Genomic DNA, 23,197 nt, shown 5'->3' with positions numbered 1-23,197 from the left:
GTACCGTAGATGAAAACGAATGTCGTTTCAATCTGGAGGTACCAGTGCGCTGCCAGCTGACGGGCCGCGAGCCCGGCTTCGGCAACCGCGTCTCGCACTCACAACGCAAGACGCGCCGCCGGTGGAACCCGAACGTCCAGCGCAAGCGGTACTGGGTGCCGTCGCTGAACAGGTTCGTCACGCTCACGTTGTCCGCCAAGGGCATCAAGACCGTCGACAAGCTGGGCGTCGAGGCCGTCGTGGCCCGGCTGCGCGCTCGAGGGGAGAAGGTCTGATGGCCAAGGGCAACGACGTGCGGCCGATCATCAAGATGAGGTCGACGGCCGGCACCGGTTTCACCTACGTGACCCGCAAGAACCGCCGCAACGACCCGGACCGGCTGGTGCTGCGCAAGTACGACCCGGTGGCGCGCAGGCACGTCGAGTTCAAGGAGGAGCGCTGACGTGGCGAAGAAGTCGAAGATCGCCGCAAGTCACCTCGGGTGGAGCGCGGACTCGAAGGCGGTGCGGCAACTGAAGACCGTCGACGCACGCACGAGCCGAACTTCACCTTTGGCGCAGCACGTGCTCACCTCATCCCGCTTCGACGAACGCGAGCGGACGGCGTCGCACCGCGGCGAGCTGCCCGGCGTCTCGAAGGCGAGCTGGTGATGCGCGACCGCAAGCCGCTCAAACGCAGGCAGAACCTCCTCGCGAAGGAGGGCGTGACCGTCGTCGACTGGAAGGACGTCACGCTGCTGCGCAAGTTCATCTCGGACCGGGGCAAGATCCGGTCCCGCCGCGTGACCGGCCTGACGCCGCAGCAGCAGCGCCAGGTCGCCACGGCGATCAAAAACGCACGGGAGATGGCTTTGTTGCCGTACCCGTCGCAAGGGCGATGACGCGGATCGCCGTGCTGGCCACGAACGCCAGCACGGCGAGCTGCACCAGCAACGCGAGCACCCAGGTCGTGTGTTCGTCGACCGTCAGGTCACCACGAACACCGACCAAGAAGGTCGCGTAGAGGCCCCAGCACTGCAGCGCGGCCAGGCCGGCGCCGACGATCGTCGTGCGCAACGACACGACCACGACGACGGCCGCCAACAACAACAGCGCGAGCAGCGGCCAGGCGCCGGTGAACGTGGTCACGCCGACTCCGCAGCCGAACCCGAGCGCGGAGCCGTAACCACCTCTCATTCTTCGCATCCGATCGGTCTATCGCCTCAGGTGAGATCAGCGCCACCTCCCGACCGCCAAGTTGGTGCTTTCGAGTGAGGCACGATCGATCGAATGAGCCTGTACGACGTGGTACACCGCCGCCGGGACACCCGCGCCGAGTTCACCGGGGCGGAAATCCCGCCAGAGGTGCTCCGCCGGGTGCTGACCGCGGCCCATGCGGCGCCGAGCGTCGGTCTTTCGCAGCCGTGGGACTTCGTGCTGGTGCGTGATGAATCGATTCGACGTGCATTCCGGGACCACGTCCATGCCGAACGCAGCGTCTTCTCCGCGCAGCTCGACTCCGAACGCGCGGAGGTGTTCTCCCGGATCAAGGTCGAGGGCGTGCTGGAGTCGTCCCTCGGGGTCGTCGTCACCTACGACCCCGACCGCGGGTCGCCGGCGGTGCTCGGCCGGCACGCGATCGCCGACGCGGGCCTGTACTCGGTGTGCCTCGCCATCCAGAACCTGTGGCTCGCGGCGACCGAGGAGGGCCTCGGCGTGGGCTGGGTGAGCTTCTACCGGGAGGATGTGCTGCGCCGGCTGCTGGACATCCCCACGAGGGTCCGTCCGGTGGCGTGGCTGTGCATGGGACCCGTTCGTTCTCTTCCCGACACCCCTGATCTGGAACGTCACGGCTGGCGCAACCGGATGCCACTCGAGGACGTTGTTCATTACGACACGTTCGGCCGACGAAACTGATGCGGTGAGATGCCCACTATCTCCGTCGTGACACCCGTCCATCCGCCGCACATGCGTTTCCTGCCGGAGGCGTATGAATCTTTGCGCGCGCAAGAACTTCCGCGCGGATGGAGTTGGGAGTGGCTGATCCAGCACGACGGAGAAGCGGAGTCGGAACTGTTCTCAGACGACTCCAGGGTCGCTTTCTCGTCGTCTTCCCCATCGGGACCGGCGGGTGCCAGGAACATGGCGCTCGCCCGGTCCTCCGGCCGGCTCGTCCGGAACCTGGACGCGGACGACCTGTTCCTCGAAGGAGCCCTGACCAGGGACGTCGAGGTGCTGGAAAGACATGGGGACATAGGGTGGGTGACGTCGTCCGCGCGTGACCTTCTTTCCAACGGGGACGTCATCTCGTGGGAGTTCGACGATCCCGCCGAAGGCGTTCTCGAACCCGGCCGGCTGCTCGATGCATTCATCTCCGATGAATGGCGTCTGCCGGTCGTTCCGGGCTCCTTGTGCGTCCGCAGGGATCTTCTTTTGGCACTCGGCGGGTGGATGGCGCTGCCGTCTTCCGAGGACACGGGCCTGTTGATGGCGCTTCAAACCGTGTCGCGCGGGTACTTCATCGCGGCACCGAGCATGCTTTACCGCAAGCACGGGGTGCAGCAAACCGCACGGGAAGTTCACAACGACCCCGTTGACAAGAAGCTGCGCTACGGAATGATCGTCGATCGAGCCCAGGCGCTGCGCAACCTGTTGGCGCAACCGACTACCCCTCGGTGACGTCCTGCACCACCATCGGTACGGGGCGCGACCATCCCGGTAGCCTGTGCAAGCCGCTCGGCGAGTCGGAACGGAGTCGATGAACGAGTGGAGCAGCGTGACCCGCTGGTGGCGGGCGAGGTACCGCGGCTGGACCAAGAGGTCCGCGCGTTGCTCAACGCCGGTCGCCTGACGGAGGCGAACAGTCTTTTCGACGAGGTGGTCACCAAGGTGTCCCCCGGCGTCGACCGCTGGGTTCGTTCGGCCATGCTCGTCAACAGGGCCATGCTGGCGTGGCGCCTCGGGCGCATCCCGCTCGCCCTGGAACTGGCCGCGGAGGGCTGGACCGACCTCGACGCCGACCGGTCCGACAGCCCCGCGGTGGCCCAGTCGATGGGCTCGCTCGGCTACCTGCTGGAGGGCATCGGCAACCGCAGGGCCGCACTCGACATGCTGCGCGTGTCCGTCCAGGTCGCCCGCCGCTCCGGCCACAGCGACACGCTGGCGCTGTGCCTGCAGCGCCTCGGCGGGTCGCTCAACTTCCGCGCCTGCGCCGGGCACCCCGCCGCCGCGCCGGCGATCTTCGAGGAGGCCCTGGCGTACCTCGAGGAGGGCCTGGGCGTCGTCAAGGACGAGCGGAACCGGCGCGCGCTCCTCGGTGCCTACGCGCGGTCGCTGGCCGGCGTCGGGCAGCTCGACAAGGCCGAGGAGACCAGCGAGGAGACCCTGCGGCTGTCGCGGGACGCCGACGACCTGTGGGGCGTCTCGGTCGGCAACTGGGTGCTCGCCGTCGTGCACCGCGAGCAGGGCATCCTCGACGAGGCACGCACCTATGCGGCCCGTGCGGTGACGAACGCCGAACGCATCAACGACGTCTCGCTGCTGCTGCGGTTCTCCACGGAGCTCGCGGACATCTGCCACGCACTGGACGACTCGGTGGGCGAGGCCGTGGCGTTGCGGCGGTCCATGCAGGCGGCGCGCACCGCCACGGAGACGTTGCAGGAGGGCCTCGGCCAGGCCTTGGAGCAGCGACGCGTGGCCGTGCAGGCCCAACGGGTGGCGGTGGCGGCTCAGGAGGCCGCGGCGCGCGACCCGTTGACGGGCCTGGCGAACCGGCTCGGGCTCGAACGCGCCGCGCAGGCGTTGCTGGAGTCGACGGCGGCGCGCGGCAAGGTGCCGTGGCTGGTGCTGGTCGACGTCGACTGGTTCAAGAACGTCAACGACGACGCCGGGCACGCGACGGGCGACGCGGCGTTGCGCGAGATCGCGGCGTTGCTGCGGCGCGAGTGCCGGGCGGACGACCTGGTGGCGCGCTGGGCCGGCGACGAGTTCGTGGTACTGCTCGGCGACACCGGCCCGAACATGGACGTCGGCCCGAACGTGGCGGAGCGGATCCGCGCGGCCGTCGACGGGCACGACTGGACGATGGTGCTGGGCGCGGTCCGCCGCCCGACGGTGAGCATCGGCGTCGCGGCGGGACCGGCCAAGCTGGACCAGCTGTTCGCGGCCGCGGACATGGCGCTCTACCGCGCCAAGCGCCACGGCCGCAACAGGGTCGAGGTCGAGCCTTCGGTGGACGAGATCCCCGAGAGCGTGTCGGGGAGCTGAGCTCTTCTACGCGATCAGGCCGCCGCGGTAGGCCACCAGCGCGGCCTGCACGCGGTTGACCGCGCCGATCTTGCCGAGCACGGACGAGACATAGCCCTTCACCGTCGCCTCCGACAGGTGCAGGGTGCCGCCGATCTCCGCGTTGGACATGCCCTGGCCGATCAGCACGAGCACCTCGCGCTCGCGTTCGGACAGGCTCTGGAGGAGCCTCCTGGCCGGCTCCGCCATCCGTTCCCCGTCGGCCACGGCCGCGAGGACGCGTGCCGCGACCCCCGGGTCGAGGACCGCACCCCCGCGCGCGAGGTCGCGCACGGCCTTGACCAGCTGTTCCGGCTCGGTGTCCTTGAGCAGGAAGCCCGCGGCTCCGAGCCGCAGCGCCTCCGAGACGTACTCGTCGACGTCGAACGTGGTCAGGATGCACACCCTCGGCGGATCGGGCAGCGTCCGCAGCCTCCGCAGGGCCACGAGCCCGTCCGACGTGCGCATCCGGATGTCGAGCAGGACCACGTGAGGACGGTGCTGGCGTGCCAGGTCGGCTACCAGGTGTCCGTCATCGCATTCGGCGACGACCTCGATGTCCCCGACGCTGCTCAGGATCATGCGAAGGCCGGAACGGACGAGGTCCTCGTCGTCGGCCAGCAGAACCTTGATCACGACGCCTCCCGCATTGGCGTTCCGCGCTCCCACATGTTCGTGATCTTCGCGTACAGACGCCGAAGGTCACGTTAATTCTCAGTTATCTCATCATGTGGTAACGGGTTTTCGAGATCGACGGCGACGTTCACAGTTACCGGAATTGGCCGCCGACTTCGCTGCGTAGGCATGCCACCAGGACTTGAGGGTGACTGACGGAACTCTCCGTGACCAAACACGGATATCTCACTTGATGGAATGTCGTACCGAAACACGGATGCATGCCGGGTAATCCGATTCAGATGTTCTGCCGATTCGTCGTTTTGATCCAGATGATGTTCTGGACCGATACAGAGCCTCGCGGGCGGGTGGGAAAACGCGAAGGTCTTTCGCAATAGCGGTACTGGAAAGTAACGTGCGTCACAACAGCCCTGCCCTGCACGGAGAGGAGCTTCGCGCGATGCGGAGAGCCAATCCGGTGACGTCCCTGCTGGCGACCGCCGCCGTCACCGCCTCCCTTCTGATCGTCCCCGCCGCCGCCCAGGCCGACGAGCCGCGCGCGGCCGCGTTCGCCGCCGACGACTACTGCCTCGGCCAGTGCGGCGACATCGTGCCGCCCGGCAACAACGGCAACGCGACCCTGGCCGAGATCCTCACGCACAAGGCGTTCGGGACGAGGCCCGCGCATTCCGCCGACCAGCTGGGCAAGTACGACGCCCTGGTCGCCGGCTACAGCGGCCTCACCAACGACCAGCTGACGAACTTCTTCAACGACGCGTCGTTCGGCGTGCCGTCCGACCAGGTCGAGAGCACGGTGAAGCCGCGCTCGGACGTGACGATCGTGCGCGACAAGAAGATCGGCATGCCGCACATCACCGGCACCACGCGGTCCGGGACGATGTTCGGCGCCGGGTTCGCGGCCGCGCAGGACCGGCTGTGGCTGATGGACCTGTTCCGCCACCTCGGCCGCGGACAGCTCTCCGGCTTCGCGGGCGGGGCGCCGTCGAACCGCGTGCTGGAGCAGAGCTTCTACAACCAGATCCCGTACACCGAGGCGGACCTGCAGAAGCAGATCGAGACCGCGGCCGTGCGCGGTGGTGCGCGTGGTCAGCAGGCGGTGGCCGACGTCAACGACTACATCTCCGGCATCAACGCGTACATCACCCAGTCCGTCTCGGCGCGGAACTTCCCCGGCGAGTACGTGCTGACCGGGCACGCCGACGCGATCACGAACTGGAACGACATCCAGCCGTTCAAGGCGACCGACATGGTGGCGATCGCGTCCGTGGTCGGCGGCCTGTTCGGCGCCGGTGGTGGCGGCGAGGTGCAGTCGGCGCTGGTGAAGCTGGCCGCGCAGAACAAGTACGGCGCCGCCGTCGGCGAGCAGGTCTGGCAGGCGTTCCGGGCGCAGAACGACCCGGAGGCCGTCCTGACCCTCCACAACGGACAGTCGTTCCCGTACTCGGCCTCCCCCGCGTCGCCGCAGGGCGTGGCGCTGCCCGACTCCGGCAGCATCACGCCGGAGCGGATGGTCTACGACGAGGTGGGCGGGACTGGTGCCGCCGTCTCCGTGGCGGCCCCGGCGGACGTGGCCCGTGCGCGCGGGATCTTCGAGGACGGTGTCCTGCCCGCCGACCTGCTGAACAAGAAGCACGGCATGTCCAACGCGCTGGCGGTGTCCGGCGCGTACACGGACAGCGGGAACCCGATCGCCGTGTGGGGCCCGCAGACCGGGTACTTCGCGCCGCAGCTGCTGATGCTGCAGGAGCTCAACGGTCCCGGCGTGCGGTCGCGCGGCGTCTCGTTCGCGGGCGTCTCGATGTACGTGCAGCTCGGCCGTGGTGTCGACTACTCGTGGAGCGCGACGTCGTCCGCGCAGGACATCATCGACACCTACGCCGTCGAGCTGTGCAACGCCGATGGTTCCCCGGCCACGAAGGCTTCGACGTCGTACGTGTTCCACGGCGCGTGCCTGCCGATGGAGCGGCTGGAGCGCAAGAACGCGTGGAAGCCGACCGTTGCCGATGGCACGCCCGCGGGTTCGTACACGCTGGTGATGTGGCGGACCAAGTACGGGCTCGTCACGAGCCGTGCCACCGTTGGCGGCAAGACCGTGGCGTACACGACGTTGCGCTCGACGTACATGCACGAGGTCGACTCGATCATCGGGTTCCAGGAGCTCAACGACCCCGGCGCGATCCGTTCGGCCGCCGACTTCCAGCGGGCGGCCGACAAGATCGGGTACGCGTTCAACTGGTTCTACGCCGACTCCCGCGACATCGCGTACTTCAACTCGGGCCTGAACCCCGTCCGCCGGTCCACTGTGGATCCGAACCTGCCGACGTGGGGCCGGGCGGAGTACGAGTGGGTCGACTGGAACGGCGACGAGAACACCTCGGCCGTGATGCCGTTCGCCGGTCACCCGAACTCGATCAACCAGGACTACTACGTCTCGTGGAACAACAAGCAGGCGAAGGACTTCACGTTCGGCGGCTTCGGACACAGCTCGGTGCACCGCGGCGACCTTCTGGACGTTCGCGTGCGGGCTTTGGTCAACTCCGGGCAAAAGGTCACGCGTGCGTCGCTGACCCGTGCGATGGCCGAGGCCGCCCTGGCCGACCTGCGCGCCCAGGAGGTGCTGCCCGAACTGCTGCGGGTGGTGGAGTCCGCGCCCGTCGACGCGTCGCTGGCGCCGGTCGTGCAGAAGCTGAAGGACTGGCAGCGCTCGGGTTCGTTGCGAAAGGAGACGGCGAAGGGCAGCAAGTCCTACGCGCACGCCGACGCGATTCGGATTCTGGATGCCTGGTGGCCGCTGCTCGTCGAGGCGCAGTTCAAACCATCGCTGGGTGATGGGTTGTACAACGCGATCGTGAGCGCCGAGCAGGTCGACGAGGCTCCGTCCGACACGCACGGTGCCGCGCCGCACAAGGGTTCCTCGTTCCAGTACGGCTGGTGGGGCTACGTGGACAAGGACCTGCGCCAGGTCCTCGGCGACCCGGTGCAGGGCGCGTTCCCGCAGACCTACTGCGGCGGCGGCACCCTGGCCGGCTGCCGCACGGCCCTGGTGAGCTCACTGCAGGCCGCCGCGGCCAAGCCGGCCGACCAGGTCTACCCCGGCGACGCCGACTGCACCGCGGGCGACCAGTGGTGCGCCGACACGATCATCCACCGCGCCATGGGCGGCGTCACCCAGGACAAGATCCACTGGCAGAACCGCCCGACGTTCCAGCAGGTCGTCCAGTTCCCGTCGCGCCGCGGCCAGAACATCGGCAACCTGGCCCAGTCGAAAACGGCCACCGCGTCATCATTTGAGACGGGGTGGAACTCCCTTCCACCGTCACACGCATTGGATGCGAATCCATTGTCGCGGTGGGCCAGCGACTGGAGCGACAACCAGTGGATCCAGGTCGATCTCGGCTCTGTGCAACGGATCGGTCGCGCTGTGTTGCGCTGGGAGTCGGCCTACGGAGACGGTTACCGCATCGAACTTTCCAATGACGGCGCGAGCTGGCGCAACGTTTTCGCGACAAGTAGTGGCGATGGCGGCGATGATGTCGTAGCGTTCACGCCACAGGACGCGAGATACCTCCGGATGACCGGTACCCACCGGGCCACCGGATACGGATACTCCCTGTACGAGCTTGAGGTCTACGGTTCGTAGGCCTTCGAGATGAGGACGCCGATCCACCCCCAGGGGTCGGCGTCCTCTACTTTTTCAGCCCTGGAACAGGTAGTTCCTGACCTCGTCGCCGATGGTCCGCGTCGGCACCCACTCACCGCCGTGCCAGGTGCTCATCCGGTAGCCGCGCTCGGTGAGGAAGTCCGCGACGTCCTTCGCCTGGTACCCGAAGCGCTCGACGTGCCGTTCCTCGATCTCCAGCAGGAACGCCGGCTTGAGCCGCTCGATGGTCCCCTTGGCACCCTCGAGCACCCGCAGCTCGGCCCCCTCGACGTCCGCCTTGACGAAGTCGAGCCGGCCGATCCCGTTGACCTCGACGAAGTGGTCCAGGGTGTCCGTCTTGACCACGACGTCCAGATGCTGGTCGAACTCCTCGTTGGACCCCAGCCCGTCCGCCCCCGCGGTGAGGAACGACCGCCCGGTGACAGGACTCCCGTGCCGCACCGGAACGCTCATGACCTCCCGCCCCGACTCCTCGGTGCCGAGCGCCACGGAGTGCCGGCGGATGTTGCGCCCTTCCCGTGGCCGCAAGAGGAACGACAGCGTCGGGTGCGCGAACACCAGCGGCTCGACGCTGTGCACAGTCCCATGTGGACCGACAAGTCTGGACAGCGTGACCGTGTAGAGCCCCAGCGCGGCCCCCACGTCGACGCACACGTCACCGGGCTTGACGACCTTGCGGAGCCCGAGGAGCTCCGCCTCGGCATAGGGCGTGAGCCGGGCAAGGGCCTGCAACCCGGCAACCACCGCGGCACTGCGAAGTTCGCTCAACACCCGAGCCAGCCTAGTGGTGCCCGTTCGCCTGGTGCCCGTTCACGTGCTGTTCCCCGGCCGGCAGCCCCACCTGATCGGCGAACTCGGCAGCCACCCGCGATCCCCCGAACACGCTGAGGGCCTTGGCCAGGTGCTGCCGCAGATCGGCCCGGTGCGAGTCCCCCAGCTCGGGCAACGCCCGTTCGACACTGCTGACCAGCGACTCGGCCCAGTGCGTAGACGGCTGCCGTTGAGCGATCTGCACCAGCTCGGCCAGATGACCGGACAGCTTGACGGCCTCCTCGACCTGGTACCCGTTGCGCTGCAACCACCAGATCGTGGCGGTGCCGACGTCCGTCAGCACCTCGTCGCGCAGGTACCGGATCTCCGCCCGTTCGACATCCCGCTCGGCCAGCTTGAACGTCGAGTTCCTGAGCAGCTCCACGTGCTTGCGAGCCATCTCAAGGTCGCCGTCCTCGACCTCGATCTTGACGCTCTCGGCCCGAGCCCAGATGTGCGTGCCGGGCACCTGCCGTTCAACGGCGAGCTCGTCCCCCAGCTGCACCTGCGTCGCCGCGTGGTGGACCAGCATGGCCTTGCCGCTGATCTCCTTGGCCCGCTGCAGCACGTGGTGGATGGCCGCGCTCTTGGGCGAGTTGTGCCTCAGCCCGGTGGCCAGATCAAGCCGCCACACCACGGTCATCTTGAGCTGGAAGTCCAACCCGTAGACAGCACTGACCAACGGCGTCTCGAAATCGTGCTGATGACTGCTTTTCGGCGGCACGAACGTGAAGTCGTCAGCACTCTTCGGCACCCGCCGCCGCCACCAAGCCTTGACGGCACCAACGGGGCCAGGACGGAAGTCGGGCCACGGTCTGCTCACGCCACCTGCGTACCTGACGATTCTTCACAACAGAAGGTGGTCTCGCTCACTTCCCTCCAACGGCCGCACGCACGTCGTTCGGCCCCTCACGGTGCGTGAGCCCGGTTGCTGCTCGTGGGTCAGCGGCGCTTGGTGGGGGCGCTGGTCAACTCGGTGGCGGCACCCCGCTAGACTGCTGTCGCCAGCCCTAGTAGCTCAGGGGATAGAGCATCGGTTTCCTAAACCGTGTGTCGCAGGTTCGAATCCTGCCTGGGGCACCACCTTTCGCCGGGTGAAATCAAGCTCTGACCAGCGGCAACGCGGTCGGAGCTTGATCTTTTTGATCAGTCACCGTCAGCGGGAATCTGCCCCTGTTTGCCGCCATCTACGGACTGACCACGGCCTCGAACTGTCCGCTGCTGCGTCACCTGCGCCTTGCCGTGACTGCGGTGCGCCACGTTCCACCAAGCAGCACGCACCTCTTCGCTGGCTCGCCGTTCTTCCCACGTCGACCCTGTGCTCGCTACAGGCAACAGGGCCACCGCGCGGCGTCGCGCTCAGAAGCAACGCATCAGATAGAGTTTCGCTGCCATTGCGTCTTCATATTTACCAGCATCGAACAGGAGCAGCATGCCCAGTTTTCTGGACGCCATGTTCAGCCAGCTGGACGAACAAATCCAATTGACCGAAGAAGACCGCGCACGCTTCGAGCTGCGAGCAAACGAAGTGATGAAAATCCTCGCCGGGGCCAACTTCATAACTGAATGCTCCATAATTGGATCCTTCACTCGCAAGACCGCACTACGTGAGCTCTCTGATGTCGATCTATTGGCCGTCACAACAACGAGAAGTAGCGACTCCACGCCACCCCCTGCATCTGTTCTCTCCAAGATCGCAGATACGGTCGAAGCACGCGGAAGGCAAGTCGAACGCGGCAATATCGCAGTCACGGTGAGGTATCCAAAGAACCCCTCCGTGGACATCCTTCCCGCCCTAAGTATCAAACCGGCTGGCCATTACCTTATCCCAGAATATGGAAATCACTGGCAAGAATTTGAGCCATCCAAGCTGGACCACATTGTCAACACCCTAACAGTCCAGCTCGGCCCAGAAGTCCGGACAATTATCCGACTTCTAAAATATTGGAACCAAAACAAGAATGTTGGCCTAATCTCTTCGGACATCGAAGAGATCGTCTGCATAATTCTACTAAGACATCGAGCCATACCTGAGTACATGGCTGCCGTGTCAGAGGTGTTTGACTTTATTCTCGACTGGGCTATTGATTCTAGCGAAAGCATAGAGGCTATCGGCAGAAGATGCAGGAGTGAGTCGATAGATCGAACTCTCGCTATCACCGCAGAAGGACGTGCATTGACACTAAAGTCTGAAGACGCCTCAGAGACCCAGAGTTCTTTTAGGGAGATCTTCGGTGTCTGAACCAACCGGCCCTGCCGAACTTCACGCGATCGCCCACTCGCAACTAGGCGACGCCTACAGGCTCTATCGCTTCGGGCGCTATCTGCCAGGCGCAGCACTAGCGGTAGGCGTACTAGTTATGTTCTTCCCAAAAATTGCCTACCTTGGCGCCGTAGCCGCGCTAATAATCCAGGGCGCCATCTGGTACACGCGACAGACTGCACAGCAGAAGCAAGCCGTAGGCGATGAAATTCGCCGACGCGCACTTCTGTCGGACGCACTGGGGCAGTTTGACCAGGCGTTTGACCTAGCTGAATTGTTGGGGAAAGTCAGCGACGAGGTCAGAGAGCATGCAAAGGCTAGAATAAAGTCGGACTACTTCGCAAGTAAGGCACCCGTAGGCATTATTCGACTCTGCGACCATCTCCGGGAGAATTCTTTCTGGAACAGGAGCTTGTATTCCGAAGCGTCCAGACTCGGAAAACGAATATTGTGGATCACAGCCACCGCGTCTATCGTTGTCTTTCTACTGGCATTCTATCTAGCACCTCAAGATGCGACAGTAAATGTGATGCGCGTCTTCGTCGTCGTGGTTACCTTTCTTTTGGCGTACACCTTTCTTATTGATGTAATCGCGTGGCAGTCTGCAGCCAACGCGATCGAAAGACTGGATCGCCAGCTAGATTCATTCAAAAACCTTGACGAAACCTCCCTGCTAAACAGGAACGGCCAGATCATGGCCATCCTTTCCGAGTACACGGTTGCTACCTCCAAGGTCGCCCCCGTTCCCTCTAAAGTTTACAAAGAAAACCAAGTGAGGCTGAACAAAATCTGGAAGGAACGAGACAGCGCGACCAACTCACCCTAGAGCAGATCGGTTACTTCACTTCACCCTAAGCGAACGTAGGTTTGACATTACGACCCAAAGAGCCTGCCGATAGCTTCATTCACATGCTGCCGCTGGCCATCTATACATTTCGCATATACTTTCAGCGGGACCTCTACCGAATATCCTCCACGAGCTGCAACTTCTGAAGCTGGAACGCCACCGTTTAGCCACAAGGAAACTACTTCGTGCCGAAGATCTTAGGGCCTGCCAGCAAGAGGTGACACTACTTGCGCTGGAGTGAAGGCGCAGGCACGTGCCTCTTCCCAAACACGATAGTAGGTAGACGACGAGACCACGCCACCTCGCGTTGAGCGGAACAGCCGGCCATCTCTCGCAACGCCGAACCGCTCAATGTGCTCGCGGAGGATGCGAACCAAAACAGGCGGAATCGGTACCGGCCGCACCTCCTTGCATCCACGATGCTTCAGGCCGCGCTGGTCATGCACCTCCCCTGAATCCGTCCGCCTCTTCCCAGCAGACGGCCGCGACTCGCCGAGCATCAGCACACCCCAACCCTCCTCAGGAAGCGTGCAGTCGTCCTCTCGCAACGCCAGACCTTCAGCAGGCCGCGCCGCTGCGGAGTAGCCCACGGCGAAGAACGCCGCCAGATGCGCACCTCGATCAGCATTCCGACGTCCGACATAGTCACCGCAGTCAGCAGTTGCTCAACCTGCTGAGGGCTGGCGACCACCCGAGGACCAACCTGCTCAACAACCTTCGCCACCTTGCGCTTGATCTGCGTCAACGGGTTGTCCGGAATCAGCTCCTTCTCAACCACGTACGACAGCATGTTGAACAGCACCGCCCGCTTCCGCTGATACACAGAAGCAGCCGCGGACTTCCCGTCGAGCTTCGTCGCCAGCGCGTCCAGCAGCCCACGAACCGCCGAAGCATCCGTCACGTCATAGAGCGGCCGCGAGTGCCGAACGAGCCAGGCCGCAACCTCCTCCTTCTCCTCCTCACTCAGCTCATATTCACGAGTGGCCGGCGGCAACAGGTCCCGAATCAAAACCCGCGCAACTCGGTCACCTCGGGCCGCCCAGCCCCGTCCTTCACGAACGAAGCTCCAGCAGTGGCCAGCGCCTCAACGGTGCTGGCACCGGCGCTCGACTGCCGCGACGGCTTCGCCGCCTTACCACCGATCAGTGACGCAGTGACGCCCACCGCGCTACGGATGCAGATCAGCCAGACGCCGCAAAAGCAGATTAGTCTGCTGTTCCATCAACCCCGCGCGCTCGCGACTCAAGCTGTCGAAGTCACCATGTGCAGCGGAGTTGCGAAGTCCGGCGCACTGCTCAAGATCCTTAACGTCCTGAGCCGTAATCAGGCGTTCTCGCCTCAACAACCGCGTATAGGCACCAAGTGACGGCCGCTCATCAAGCTGAAGCTGGCGAGCATCCACAACCGCACGAAGCGCAATCTCAAGCGCGGCGCCACACAAGACGATGGGGGCGGCGGGATGCGAGTTCCGGTCAGACACCAAGGCCTGCACCTGCCCCATCACGTCGGTGCTGACTACCGCAACTTCTTGCCAGGCCCTCGCACCAGCAATCTCCAGGATTCCGGCTTCGACCTGGCGAGCCCACTCCTCCAGCATGTCACCAACGGCGCGTGCTCCTGTCTCAGCGGACTGACCGTCACCCTTGTTCAGGTAGATGGCACTCGCTTGAGCCGTCCAGTGACTGTCCTCGCCGGCGTACTGCCGCAAGAACTCGATAGCCGCAGCAGCTCTTGCTGCGATGCGGGACTTGAGCTCCTTATCGGTTGCCGTCCACCAGCCGCCGTTACCAAACCCGCTCTGCTCCCACCTCATGTCAGCTCGAAGCTCAGCAGCATGGTTACGCGCATAGGCCAGAATCTGCTCTGTCGACGGCATGTCATGATTTTGCACCCGTGCAACCTGAGCGCGTGGGACGACACTCCCTGGTTGAGGTCCCTAACGCGGACCACGGACTGCTCACGGACTGGTTATGCCAAGCGCCCCAACAGATGCGGGCGAACCCACAGGTCAACAGGCATGAGCAGCCGAGCAGCCCACGTGCCTTCCTAAACCGTGTGTCGCAGGTTCGAATCCTGCCTGGGGCACCACCTTTCGCCGGGTGAAATCAAGCTCTGACCAGCGGCAACGCGGTCGGAGCTTGATCTTTTCCAGGGGTCACCCAGATCGCACGTGGCTGATGTACGGCTCATAAGCCGACAGATCACGCCCAGGCTCATAGGTCGACAAGTAGTAGTAATCCGCGACGATGTTCGCCTGCTGCTCAGAGTTGAAGTCCGAGAACGACTTCCCGCGCAACCCCTCGACTCCGCCGTAGTCGTAGAGCCCCTTCCGGAAGAACCCGGCGATAGCGGTCGGCAGCAAGCTCCACACACTCCGACCGTGCTGGTACTGGTAGGCGTGGGTCAGCTCGTGCACCAGCCAGCGCTCGTACCGGGCCTGGTGCTGCGGCGTGGTCAGGACGCCGCGCGGGAAGGTGACCAGGCGGGGCAGGGTGCGGGCCACGCCGAAGCTGCCCAGCAGGCCTCCCTCGGCCAGGTGCAGGGCGCTGACGTCCAGGGCGTCGCCGAAGACCTGGCGGGCGATCTCGGCTTCGCGGGACTCCAGGTTGCGGCGGAACGATGCTCGGAACACGGCGCCTCCCGGTTGCTCGGAACCAAGGATTGCCGGGCCCGGGTCCGTGCGCCAGAGGCTGTCAGAGCGGGCTGTGACACAACCCTGACAAAGCGCCTACGCGATCCGGACAAACGACCGGGACCGTTGAAAGGTATGAACGTCCACTTGAAACGATGGCTCACGGTCTCGGGGGCCGCTGTCGTCATCGCCGCGGGCGTCGTGGTCGGGGGTTCGTACTGGCGGCTCGAGAGCAATCTCGAGACCGTCGATCTCTCCAGGGAGATCACCCACCCCAGGCCGCCGTCGACGCCTGGCCGGCCGCTCAACATCCTCTTGCTCGGCAAGGACGACGGGCGGTCGGACACCGCCATGGTCGTCCAACTGAACGCCAAGGGCGATCAGGCGCGGGTGGTCAGCATCCCGCGCGACACGATGGTGCCGCGGCCTCAGTGCGGGGAGAACCCGCCTGCTGCCGTCGCCATGTTCAACAGCGCGTTCAGCACGGGTGGTGCTGCGTGTTCGGTGGCGACGGTCGAGCAGATGAGCAGGGTTCGGATCGACCACTTCGTGCAGATCGACTTCAACGGGTTCCGCGATGTCATCGACCGGCTCGGCGGTATCGACATCAACGTGCCCGAGCCGATCGACGACGAGAAGAGCGGGCTGCACGTGCCGGCCGGGCCCACCAAGCTCGACGGGACCCAGGCCCTCGCATTTGTCAGGACCCGGTACAGCATCGGGGACGGCAGCGACCTCAACCGCATCAAGAACCAGCAGCTCTTCATGCGGACGTTGAGCGAAAAACTCGCCGGCGAGAATTGGCTCGCCAGTCCGCAGAAAACGCTGGAACTCGCCAACATCCTCACCAGGTCCGTCGTCACGGACACCGAGATCGGGTCCATTCCGAAACTGGCGGATCTCGCGGGAAAGCTCACCGCGTTGAAACCGGAGGCCATCACCTACGTGACGCTGCCGACCGAGACGTACGTCCCCGATCCGAACCGGGTCCAGCCCAAACAACCTGACGCCGACGCGATGTGGAAAGCCGCCTGACCTAGCAGGCCGCTCCCTGCCACTCGGACGGCCGAGGCCACGGCTGAGGAGACCCCCAGCGCTCCTCAGCCGTGGACACGATTCCCCAGTTGGCCACTCTCACTGCGACGGTCTCCCGTTCTCGTGATGGACGTGGAGTCGAGGTTGTCAGACCACCTCGTTAGGGTGGGGTGCTGACGGTCTGTCGGGTGTGTGCGTCGCAGCTCAGGCGGGCGGTCCACGTTTTCCGGTCCGGACGAGGTGGAGGCGGCTTGGGACCCCGTGGCGTCTTCGCGGAGCGCTTCGCGCTGCTCTACGCGGAGGCAGGCGACCCGCCCCTGAAACGGGTCACGGAGTCGGTGAGCCGTGCCCGCCGGACGGACGAGCGCGGGCGGCCGGTCCGGGTGCCGGCCCAGCGCGTCAGCGACTGGCGGCGCGGGCGCAATGTGCCCGCTCGGTTCAGCGGGCTGAGCGCCGTCCTGGAGATCCTCGTCGGCGAGGCGCGCAAGCGGAAGCCCCAGCCGGCGATCGACGGACTTTACGAACTGGACTCGTGGCGCTCGCTCTGGGAAGAAGCGCTCGCCAGTCCCGTCACGGATTCGGAAACGCCTCCGCAGGAAGACAGTGCCGTTTGCCCGTACATGGGGCTGAGTGCTTTCGGGCCGCAGGACGCGAACTGGTTCTTCGGGCGGGAAAGGGCGACGAACGCGCTTCTGGACCGGGTGACCGAAAACGGGATGACGATGCTCGTCGGCGCTTCCGGTGCCGGCAAGTCGAGTTTGGTGAAAGCAGGCGTGCTGCCGCGGATCGGCAAAGACGCCATCATCATTTCTCCCGGCACCGATCCGTTGAAAGAGCTCGCGCTCCAGGTCCCTGAACTGATTCCCACGCTCGAGGCGGCGGCCGGCTGCGAGGTGTTCACCGAGTTCGCGCACGAGGTGCAGGTCGCCGTGGCCGACCGGGTGGTGGTCGTCGACCAGTTCGAGGAGGCGTTCACGCTCGGCGGCGACGAGAACCGGCTGCGGATCTTCGTGCACGCCCTGCACGCGGCGGCGGAGAAGACCGCGGTCGTGCTCGGCGTGCGGGCCGATTTCTACGCACGCTGCCTGGACTTCCCCGAGCTCGCCGAGGCGTTGCAGAACCGGCAGATGGTGCTCGGCGCGATGTCGGCCGCCGAGGTGCGCGACGCCGTCACGAACCCGGCCAAGGCCGCCGGCCTGCAGCTCGAACCCGGTCTCGTCGACCTCGTGCTGCGCGACCTCGGCGCGCACGACCGGCGGGGCAAGGACGCCTACGACGCCGGCGCGTTGCCGCTGCTCAGCCACGCCCTGCTGGTCACATGGCAACGTCGTCAGGCCGGCCGTCTCACGATCGCCGGCTACCGCGCGGCGGGCGGCATCCAGGGCGCCGTCGCCGCCACGGCCGAACGCGCCTGGTTCGACCTCGACGAACCGGCGAAGGCCGCCGCCCGGCAGCTGCTCCTGCAGCTGGTCAGGGTCGGCGACGACACCCAGGACACCCGCCGCCGGTCGACCCGCCACCGGTTGCTGGAGGCCAGCACCAATCTCGCCGCCACCGAACGCGCGCTCGAGGTCCTCACCCGCGCCCGCCTCATCACGCTCGACGCCGCGACCGTGGAGATCACCCACGAGGCGTTGCTGCAGGCGTGGCCACGGCTGCGCGGCTGGATCGACGAGGACCGCGCCGGCAACCTCACACGGCAACGCCTGGAGGAGGACGCGGCGACGTGGTCCACGCAGGGCCGCGACTCGTCGTTGCTCTACCGCGGCGCACGGCTCGAGGGCGTGCGGCAGCAGCAGGACGTCACCACGGTCGCGAAGGAGTTCGTGCGGACGTCCGAACGCCAGCACCGCAAGAGCGTCTGGCTGCGCAGGTCGGCCGTCGCGCTCGTGTCGGTCTTCGCGCTGATCGCTGCCGGTGCCGCGGTCCTGGCCGTGCAGCAGCGCAACGATGCGCAGTTCCGCCAGGTCGTGGCGGAGGCCGATCGGGTCTCGGCGTCCGACCCGTCGCTGTCGGCACGGCTCTGGCTGGTCGCGCACCGGATGCGCCCGGACGACCAGGCCGTCAACGCCAAGCTGCTCGCCACCCAGCAGGTCCCGCTCGCCGTGCCGCTCGCCGGGCACACCGGCGCGGTCTACCTCACGACGTTCAGCCCGGACGGCAAGCTCCTCGCCACCGCGAGCTACGACCGCACGGCCCGGCTGTGGGACGTCCGCGACCGGAGCAACCCCAGGCAGCTCGCGGTCATCACCGGGCACGCCGACTGGCTCAGCTCGGCCGTCTTCTCCCCCAACGGCAAGGTGCTCGCGACCACCGGCCAGGACGCGACGATCCGGCTCTGGGACGTCACGAAGCCCGAGGAACCGAAGGCCCTCAAGACCATCCAGACCGGCAACGGCCCCACCTACCTGCTGGAGTTCAGCCCCGACGGCACGTTGCTCGCGGCAGCGAACGAGGACGGGTCGGCGCGCCTGTGGGACGTCCGCGACCCGGCGAACACCAAGCCGGTGGGCGACCCGCTGCGCGACCACACCGCCGCCGTCCGCTCGCTGGCGTTCAGCCCGGACGGCAGGACGCTCGCCACCGCCGGCGACGACGAGACCGTGCGGCTCTGGAACGTCGCGACGAGGACCAGGATCGGCAAGCCGATGACCGGCCACGCCCTCGGCATCCACACGGTGGCGTTCAGCGGCGACGGCACGCTGCTCGCGAGCGGCGGCGACGACAAGACCGTGCGGCTGTGGGACCCGAGGACGCAGGAACCGGTGGGCCAGCCGCTGGTGGGCCACACCGGTTCGGTGTGGTCGGTGAAGTTCAGCCCGGACGGCCACGTGCTCGCCAGCGGCTCGTCCGACGCCACCGTCCGGCTGTGGAACCTGGCCGACCCCGCCACGCCCACCACGCTCGGCAAGCCGCTCTCCGCGCCCGGCGGCAACCTGTTCGCGATCGGCTTCAGCCCGGACGGCGAGGCGCTCGCGACCGGGGCGCAGGAGAACGCCGTGCAACTGTGGTCACTGCCGCAGTCGATGTTGGTCGGCCACACCTCCCAGGTGGCCGCACCGGTGTTCCGCGCGGACGGACGGGTCGCCGCGACCGGCTCCGGTGACAAGACCGTGCGGCTGTGGGACGTCTCCGACTCGCACCACCCCAAGCAGCTCGGGCCGCCGCTGACGGCCCACGAGCGCAGCGTGAACCACCCGGTGTTCCGGCCGGACGGCAAGGTGCTCGTCACCGCGGCCGGCGACCGGACGGTGCGCCTGTGGGACGTCGCCGATCCCCTGCACGTCAAGGAGCTCGGCGACCCGCTCGTGCTGGAGAACCGGTTCTCGGCGCAGCTGGCGTTCCGCCCGGACGGCGCGGTGATGCTGACCAACCACACCGACGAGTCCGTGCGGCTGTGGGACGTGCGCGACCCGGCCAGGCCCGTGCCGCTGGGCGAGCCGCTGACCGGCCACGACGGGTACGTCAACGAGGCCGCGTTCAGCCCGGACGGCCGCACCCTCGCCACGGCGAGCAGCGACAGGACGGTGCGGCTCTGGGACGTGAGCGATCCGGAACGGGCCCGGCAGCTGGGCCGGCCGATCGAGGACTCCCAGGTCGTGCTGCAGGCGCTCTTCACGGCCGACGGCGGCACCCTGGTCGTCTCCGGGCAGAGCAAGGTGATCAGCCTCTACGACGTGCGCGACCGCGAGCACCCGAAGCGGATCGCCGAGCTCCACGGCCACACCGGCACCATCAGCTCGGTGTCGATCAGCGCGGACGGCAAGCTGCTCGCCAGCAGCAGCGCGGACCGGACGTTCCGGTTGTGGGACATCACGAACCCCGCCGAGCCGTCCTACCTCGGCCAGCAGATCACCGGCGACTGGGCGGCCGAGCCGCTCGTCCAGTTCGCGCCGCAGGGCAGGCTGCTCGCCACCGGCAGCGCGGACGGCGTCGTGCGGCTGTGGGACCTCGACGTCGAGCACGAGATCACCCGGATCTGCACGACCACGCGGGGCGCGCTCACCCCGGCGATGTGGCAGGAACGCCTGCCGCAGCTGGAGTTCGAGGACCCCTGCGGCTAGCCGGCGGGCGTGCGATCAGGCCTCACCGGCAGCAGCGCATCGGTTACTGTCCGCGCCATGCGTCTTCTTGCTCGGGTCGGCAGCTTGCGCGCGATCGTCGCGGTGACCGTCGGGTTCATCGCTCTCAACATGCTCCTCGTGGTGCTCGGCAACGTCACGGACTACGGCACCAACGAGGCGTTCGTGCAGCACGTCCTCGCCATGGACACGACGTTCGGCGAGGGTCTCAAATGGCGGGCGATCACCAGTCCCGCGATCGTGACGGCGGTCTACGTCGCGATCATCGTGTGGGAGGCGATCTCGGCGGCGTTGCTGACCGCCGGCACCGTCGCCTACGTCCGCGACCGGGAGGACAGCGCGCGCAGGCTCGCGTCCGCCGGTCTGCTGATGGTGGTGGCGCTGTTCCTCGGCGGGTTCATCACGATCGGCGGCGAGTGGTTCGCGATGTGGCAGTCGAAGGACTGGAACGGCATCACGGCCGCGCTGCGCATGGTGACCATCGCGGGCTTCGCGCTGGTCCTCGTGCACCTCAGCCCGCGGCGGGCCACTCCGTAGTCGGCTCCACGCAGAACGCCGGCCCGACCCCAGCGTCGGCGCCGAGCTCCGTCCACCAGTCACGTTGCTCAGCGTCCTCGACCGGATCGACCACCACGAGACCACCGGCCTCGTGCACGAACCCGACGAGGTCGCTGAGCACGTGCGAGACCAGCTCGTCCGGCTTCTGCGAACGCCCCTTCACCCGCACGGCCGCCACACCGAGCGAGCGGACGAGCTCGATCTCCGCGGTGGAGCCGGAGAAGTCACGGGCGCCGATGTGAATCCCCATGTCCGACAACACGTCCAGGTTGTCGGCGGCTTCGCTCTCCTCGTCCGCGAGCACGTGCACCGGGAACCCGAGCAGCAGCCTCGAAGCGCACAACCCGGTGTCCGCCAACACCCTCCGCACGTCGCGCACCAGGTCCGGGCTCTTCGCCATGCTCTCGGTCAGGCACACCGCGAGCATCTCCTCGAACGCGCACGCGGTCTCCGCGGCCCGCCGCAGCATCCACTCGCCGAGCGGCAGCATCAACCCGGTGTGCTCGGCCATCGACACGCACTTCTCGTGCTCGATCAGCCCGGCGTCCCGGTGCCGCCAGTTCAGCTCGGCCTCGACGCACACCCGCGCCGACCCGTCGAGCCGCATGACGGGGTTGAACACGACCTCGATCTCGCCGCTCTCCCAGGCACCGGGCATGACGGCGGCGAGCGCGAACTGGTCCTGCTCCTTCTTGTCCTGCATGGCGTCGTGCAGCCCCCACTGCCGCCGCCCACTGCGCTTGGCCCGCCGCAACGTCATGTCCGACGCCCGCAACACCTCGGCCGGCCGGTCACCGCAGTGCAGCCGCGGCAACACGCCGATCGTCGCCGACACCGCCACCCCGTGCTCACCGAAGTAGACGGGCTCGGACAGCTCGTGCTCGATCATCCGGATCGTCGTGTCCACGTCCGGCGTCTCGGGCCCGTTCTCCACGAGCACGGCGAACTCGTCGCCTTCGAGCCGCGCGACCATCGCCTTCTCGTTGGAGAACACGGCACTCAACCGCTCGGAGACGAGCCTGAGCACCTTGTCACCGATCTCGCGCCCGAGCCCGTCCGTGATGACGGCGAACGCGTCGAGGTCGAGGTGGTACAGCGTCACCCCGTGCTCGATGTCGCTGTGCAGCAACGACTCCAGCCGAGTCGTGAGGTACTGCCGGTTCGGCAGCCCGGTCAACGCGTCGTGCAACGACTGGTACTGCAACCGCCCGCCGAGCAACGTGAGCTGGCTGTCGTCGTCGATCATCAACACGTAATGCCGAGGGTTGTCCTCGGTGTCCTTTTGCATGGTGGCCGCGAGCAACACCCGGAAGTGCTCTCCGTCGCGGTCGATCAACCGAGGCCGCTCCTCGACCCGCCGCATCCGCCCGTACCGCAAGCCGGCCAGCGCGTCGTTGACCAACGGCAGGTCAGCAGGCGCGATCAGGTCCGTGAGCGTCATCCCGTCGACGTCCTCACGCCGCAGGATCGTGCACAACGCCTCGTTGGCCCGCTCCAGCTCCCCGTCGAGACTCACCATCGCGATTCCAGTCGACGAGTGCGTGAAGATGTCCTCGAACCGCTCCTCGCTCGCCTGCAGATCGAGCTGCACAGCCCGGTTGGCCCGCAGCAACGCCTGACTGACGCTTTCCTGCTGCTCCAACACAAACGCCTGAATAGCAGCCGTATAAGCAGCCGACACGGCCCCGACCACAACAGCAGCCGTGCGCGCGTCGGCCCCCTCCTGCACGATGAACTCGGCCAGCACCTCGACGGACTCGTTCAAGCTCTCGGCGCCAACGCAGTGGATCTCCACCAACCGCGTGCCCACCACCGCCGCAACAGCGGGATCCTCCGCCACCGCCTCGGCCACGACGTTCAGCAGCTCGTGCAGCTCTTCAGTGAGCTTGGCAGCCGACAACGGAATGTAGGAAGTACGCCCGACCTTGGCCGCCCAGTCGCGCGCCAGCTCGTCACGACCCCTGGGGCGTGACGGTGGGACGTCGTCCTGGCTCGGCAAATCGATCCACCTGACCTGCTCGGCGAACAACGGTGCGGAAGCCTACAGCCAGCAAACCACACCGTCCCAATGCACGGGGACGTTCCCCCCATCGGGCGTACAGGAATCTCTGGGGGTCACAACCTTTACTCGCTCGATCGGAGCAATTTTCCCTGGAAAAGGTGCAACGCACCGACCCTCTTTCGGGGGACAGGAGAAATGGATCACAGGCGGGGCAACGACGGCGGGGAGGAGGACACCGCGATGGCGAAGCCGAGCCTCGCGAGGCCGAAGGCGAGCAGTAGCGAAGCCGAAGGCGAGCCGCTTTGAGCCAAGAGCGCCGGCGGTGGGGTCCCGTCACGAGTCGCACCACAGCTCTCGCTGCACGCTAGGAGGGGTGTCAAGCGGGCACGCTTTTCGCCCGCTTGACACC

General features: G+C 66.4%; 21 protein-coding genes and 1 tRNA gene. 14 read left to right on the top strand and 8 right to left on the bottom strand.

All coding sequences use genetic code 11. From position 1 onward, the window contains the following. Positions 1 to 44 precede the first annotated feature (44 nt). Genes rpmB through rpsR form a run of 4 tightly spaced genes read left to right on the top strand, consistent with a single transcriptional unit; the run spans position 45 to position 880 of the window. Positions 45 to 275, top strand: a complete 231-nt coding sequence (gene rpmB, locus ACFWV3_RS38960) for a 50S ribosomal protein L28 (RefSeq protein ID WP_382418955.1) — start codon at positions 45 to 47, stop codon at positions 273 to 275. Continuing rightward, positions 275 to 442 carry a 50S ribosomal protein L33 gene (rpmG, locus tag ACFWV3_RS38955; protein ID WP_382418954.1) on the top strand — a complete coding sequence of 56 codons (168 nt, stop codon included), beginning with the start codon at positions 275 to 277 and terminating at the stop codon, positions 440 to 442. The genes rpmB and rpmG overlap by 1 nt, the downstream gene beginning before the upstream one ends. 1 nt (position 443) lies before the next feature. Continuing rightward, positions 444 to 650 (top strand): hypothetical protein, encoded by a 207-nt coding sequence (locus tag ACFWV3_RS38950; RefSeq protein WP_382418953.1) that lies wholly within the window; start codon positions 444 to 446, stop codon positions 648 to 650. Beyond that, on the top strand, positions 650 to 880 hold the full coding sequence (rpsR, locus tag ACFWV3_RS38945) for a 30S ribosomal protein S18 (RefSeq protein WP_382418952.1): 231 nt from the start codon (positions 650 to 652) through the stop codon (positions 878 to 880). Before ACFWV3_RS38950 ends, rpsR begins: the two co-directional genes overlap by 1 nt. Here rpsR and ACFWV3_RS38940 read toward each other — a convergent pair. Then, positions 828 to 1,175 (bottom strand): hypothetical protein, encoded by a 348-nt coding sequence (locus ACFWV3_RS38940; protein ID WP_382418951.1) that lies wholly within the window; start codon positions 1,173 to 1,175, stop codon positions 828 to 830. The two genes, rpsR and ACFWV3_RS38940, sit on opposite strands and share 53 nt — an antisense overlap. A gap of 93 nt (positions 1,176 to 1,268) precedes the next feature. On the opposite strand from ACFWV3_RS38940, the gene bluB reads away from it, so the two are divergent. From bluB to ACFWV3_RS38925, 3 genes are all read left to right on the top strand, one after another. Further along, positions 1,269 to 1,895 (top strand): 5,6-dimethylbenzimidazole synthase, encoded by a 627-nt coding sequence (gene bluB / locus ACFWV3_RS38935; protein ID WP_382418950.1) that lies wholly within the window; start codon positions 1,269 to 1,271, stop codon positions 1,893 to 1,895. A gap of 27 nt (positions 1,896 to 1,922) precedes the next feature. After that, positions 1,923 to 2,657, top strand: a complete 735-nt coding sequence (locus tag ACFWV3_RS38930; RefSeq protein WP_382418949.1) for a glycosyltransferase — start codon at positions 1,923 to 1,925, stop codon at positions 2,655 to 2,657. A gap of 87 nt (positions 2,658 to 2,744) precedes the next feature. After that, a complete protein-coding gene (locus ACFWV3_RS38925; protein ID WP_382418948.1) occupies positions 2,745 to 4,244 on the top strand; it encodes a diguanylate cyclase in 1,500 nt (499 codons plus the stop codon). Between the two features lie 6 nt (positions 4,245 to 4,250). Here the strand turns inward: ACFWV3_RS38925 and ACFWV3_RS38920 are convergent, their stop codons facing one another. Continuing rightward, positions 4,251 to 4,898, bottom strand: a complete 648-nt coding sequence (locus tag ACFWV3_RS38920; RefSeq protein WP_030467690.1) for a response regulator transcription factor — start codon at positions 4,896 to 4,898, stop codon at positions 4,251 to 4,253. A gap of 439 nt (positions 4,899 to 5,337) precedes the next feature. On the opposite strand from ACFWV3_RS38920, the gene ACFWV3_RS38915 reads away from it, so the two are divergent. After that, positions 5,338 to 8,538, top strand: coding sequence for a penicillin acylase family protein (locus tag ACFWV3_RS38915; RefSeq protein WP_382418947.1), 3,201 nt, complete (start codon positions 5,338 to 5,340; stop codon positions 8,536 to 8,538). 54 nt (positions 8,539 to 8,592) lie between these two features. Here the strand turns inward: ACFWV3_RS38915 and ACFWV3_RS38910 are convergent, their stop codons facing one another. Then, complete coding sequence (locus tag ACFWV3_RS38910; protein ID WP_382418946.1) at positions 8,593 to 9,330, bottom strand: FkbM family methyltransferase; 738 nt, start codon at positions 9,328 to 9,330, stop codon at positions 8,593 to 8,595. Between the two features lie 10 nt (positions 9,331 to 9,340). After that, positions 9,341 to 10,123 carry a hypothetical protein gene (locus ACFWV3_RS38905; RefSeq protein WP_382418945.1) on the bottom strand — a complete coding sequence of 261 codons (783 nt, stop codon included), beginning with the start codon at positions 10,121 to 10,123 and terminating at the stop codon, positions 9,341 to 9,343. Positions 10,124 to 10,376: 253 nt separating this feature from the next. On the opposite strand from ACFWV3_RS38905, the gene ACFWV3_RS38900 reads away from it, so the two are divergent. The 3 genes from ACFWV3_RS38900 to ACFWV3_RS38890 all read left to right on the top strand — a co-directional run bounded on the left by ACFWV3_RS38900 (position 10,377) and on the right by ACFWV3_RS38890 (position 12,458). Then, a tRNA-Arg gene (locus ACFWV3_RS38900) sits at positions 10,377 to 10,452 on the top strand. A 349-nt stretch (positions 10,453 to 10,801) separates the two neighbouring features. Beyond that, on the top strand, positions 10,802 to 11,611 hold the full coding sequence (locus ACFWV3_RS38895; RefSeq protein ID WP_382418944.1) for a hypothetical protein: 810 nt from the start codon (positions 10,802 to 10,804) through the stop codon (positions 11,609 to 11,611). Beyond that, complete coding sequence (locus ACFWV3_RS38890) at positions 11,604 to 12,458, top strand: hypothetical protein (protein WP_382418943.1); 855 nt, start codon at positions 11,604 to 11,606, stop codon at positions 12,456 to 12,458. Before ACFWV3_RS38895 ends, ACFWV3_RS38890 begins: the two co-directional genes overlap by 8 nt. A gap of 520 nt (positions 12,459 to 12,978) precedes the next feature. Here ACFWV3_RS38890 and ACFWV3_RS38885 read toward each other — a convergent pair. The 3 genes from ACFWV3_RS38885 to ACFWV3_RS38875 form a co-directional block, all read right to left on the bottom strand. Beyond that, complete coding sequence (locus ACFWV3_RS38885; protein ID WP_382418942.1) at positions 12,979 to 13,488, bottom strand: hypothetical protein; 510 nt, start codon at positions 13,486 to 13,488, stop codon at positions 12,979 to 12,981. Between the two features lie 159 nt (positions 13,489 to 13,647). Beyond that, complete coding sequence (locus ACFWV3_RS38880) at positions 13,648 to 14,355, bottom strand: hypothetical protein (RefSeq protein WP_382418941.1); 708 nt, start codon at positions 14,353 to 14,355, stop codon at positions 13,648 to 13,650. 279 nt (positions 14,356 to 14,634) lie between these two features. Continuing rightward, complete coding sequence (locus ACFWV3_RS38875; protein WP_382418940.1) at positions 14,635 to 15,111, bottom strand: hypothetical protein; 477 nt, start codon at positions 15,109 to 15,111, stop codon at positions 14,635 to 14,637. Between the two features lie 12 nt (positions 15,112 to 15,123). Between ACFWV3_RS38875 and ACFWV3_RS38870 the strand changes: the two genes are divergently transcribed. The 3 genes from ACFWV3_RS38870 to ACFWV3_RS38860 all read left to right on the top strand — a co-directional run bounded on the left by ACFWV3_RS38870 (position 15,124) and on the right by ACFWV3_RS38860 (position 20,765). Continuing rightward, positions 15,124 to 16,146, top strand: coding sequence for an LCP family protein (locus ACFWV3_RS38870; RefSeq protein WP_382418939.1), 1,023 nt, complete (start codon positions 15,124 to 15,126; stop codon positions 16,144 to 16,146). Positions 16,147 to 16,397: 251 nt separating this feature from the next. Beyond that, on the top strand, positions 16,398 to 20,210 hold the full coding sequence (locus ACFWV3_RS38865; protein ID WP_382418938.1) for a WD40 repeat domain-containing protein: 3,813 nt from the start codon (positions 16,398 to 16,400) through the stop codon (positions 20,208 to 20,210). Between the two features lie 57 nt (positions 20,211 to 20,267). Then, positions 20,268 to 20,765 carry a DUF2165 domain-containing protein gene (locus ACFWV3_RS38860; RefSeq protein WP_382418937.1) on the top strand — a complete coding sequence of 166 codons (498 nt, stop codon included), beginning with the start codon at positions 20,268 to 20,270 and terminating at the stop codon, positions 20,763 to 20,765. On the opposite strand, the gene ACFWV3_RS38855 is transcribed toward ACFWV3_RS38860, so the two are convergent. Beyond that, positions 20,740 to 22,785: a diguanylate cyclase domain-containing protein gene (locus ACFWV3_RS38855; RefSeq protein ID WP_382418936.1), complete on the bottom strand. Its 2,046-nt coding sequence runs from the start codon at positions 22,783 to 22,785 to the stop codon at positions 20,740 to 20,742. The genes ACFWV3_RS38860 and ACFWV3_RS38855 overlap by 26 nt on opposite strands. Between the last annotated feature and the right edge of the window lie 412 nt (positions 22,786 to 23,197).

This window comes from Lentzea sp. NPDC059081 (genome assembly GCF_042738015.1).
GTDB lineage: Bacteria > Actinomycetota > Actinomycetes > Mycobacteriales > Pseudonocardiaceae > Lentzea.
Note: the sequence above shows the minus strand (reverse complement) of the source record. Positions and strands in the feature narration are given on the sequence as shown.

Excerpts from the sequence above, each read along its gene's own strand:
- ACFWV3_RS38860 (WP_382418937.1), top strand. The coding sequence starts at position 20,268 with ATGCGTCTTCTTGCTCGGGTCGGCAGCTTGCGCGCGATCGTCGCGGTG.
- ACFWV3_RS38895 (WP_382418944.1), top strand. The coding sequence starts at position 10,802 with ATGCCCAGTTTTCTGGACGCCATGTTCAGCCAGCTGGACGAACAAATC.
- rpsR (WP_382418952.1), top strand. The coding sequence starts at position 650 with ATGCGCGACCGCAAGCCGCTCAAACGCAGGCAGAACCTCCTCGCGAAG.
- bluB (WP_382418950.1), top strand. The coding sequence starts at position 1,269 with ATGAGCCTGTACGACGTGGTACACCGCCGCCGGGACACCCGCGCCGAG.
- ACFWV3_RS38915 (WP_382418947.1), top strand. The coding sequence starts at position 5,338 with ATGCGGAGAGCCAATCCGGTGACGTCCCTGCTGGCGACCGCCGCCGTC.
- rpmG (WP_382418954.1), top strand. The coding sequence starts at position 275 with ATGGCCAAGGGCAACGACGTGCGGCCGATCATCAAGATGAGGTCGACG.
- ACFWV3_RS38880 (WP_382418941.1), bottom strand. The coding sequence starts at position 14,355 with ATGCCGTCGACAGAGCAGATTCTGGCCTATGCGCGTAACCATGCTGCT.
- ACFWV3_RS38940 (WP_382418951.1), bottom strand. The coding sequence starts at position 1,175 with ATGAGAGGTGGTTACGGCTCCGCGCTCGGGTTCGGCTGCGGAGTCGGC.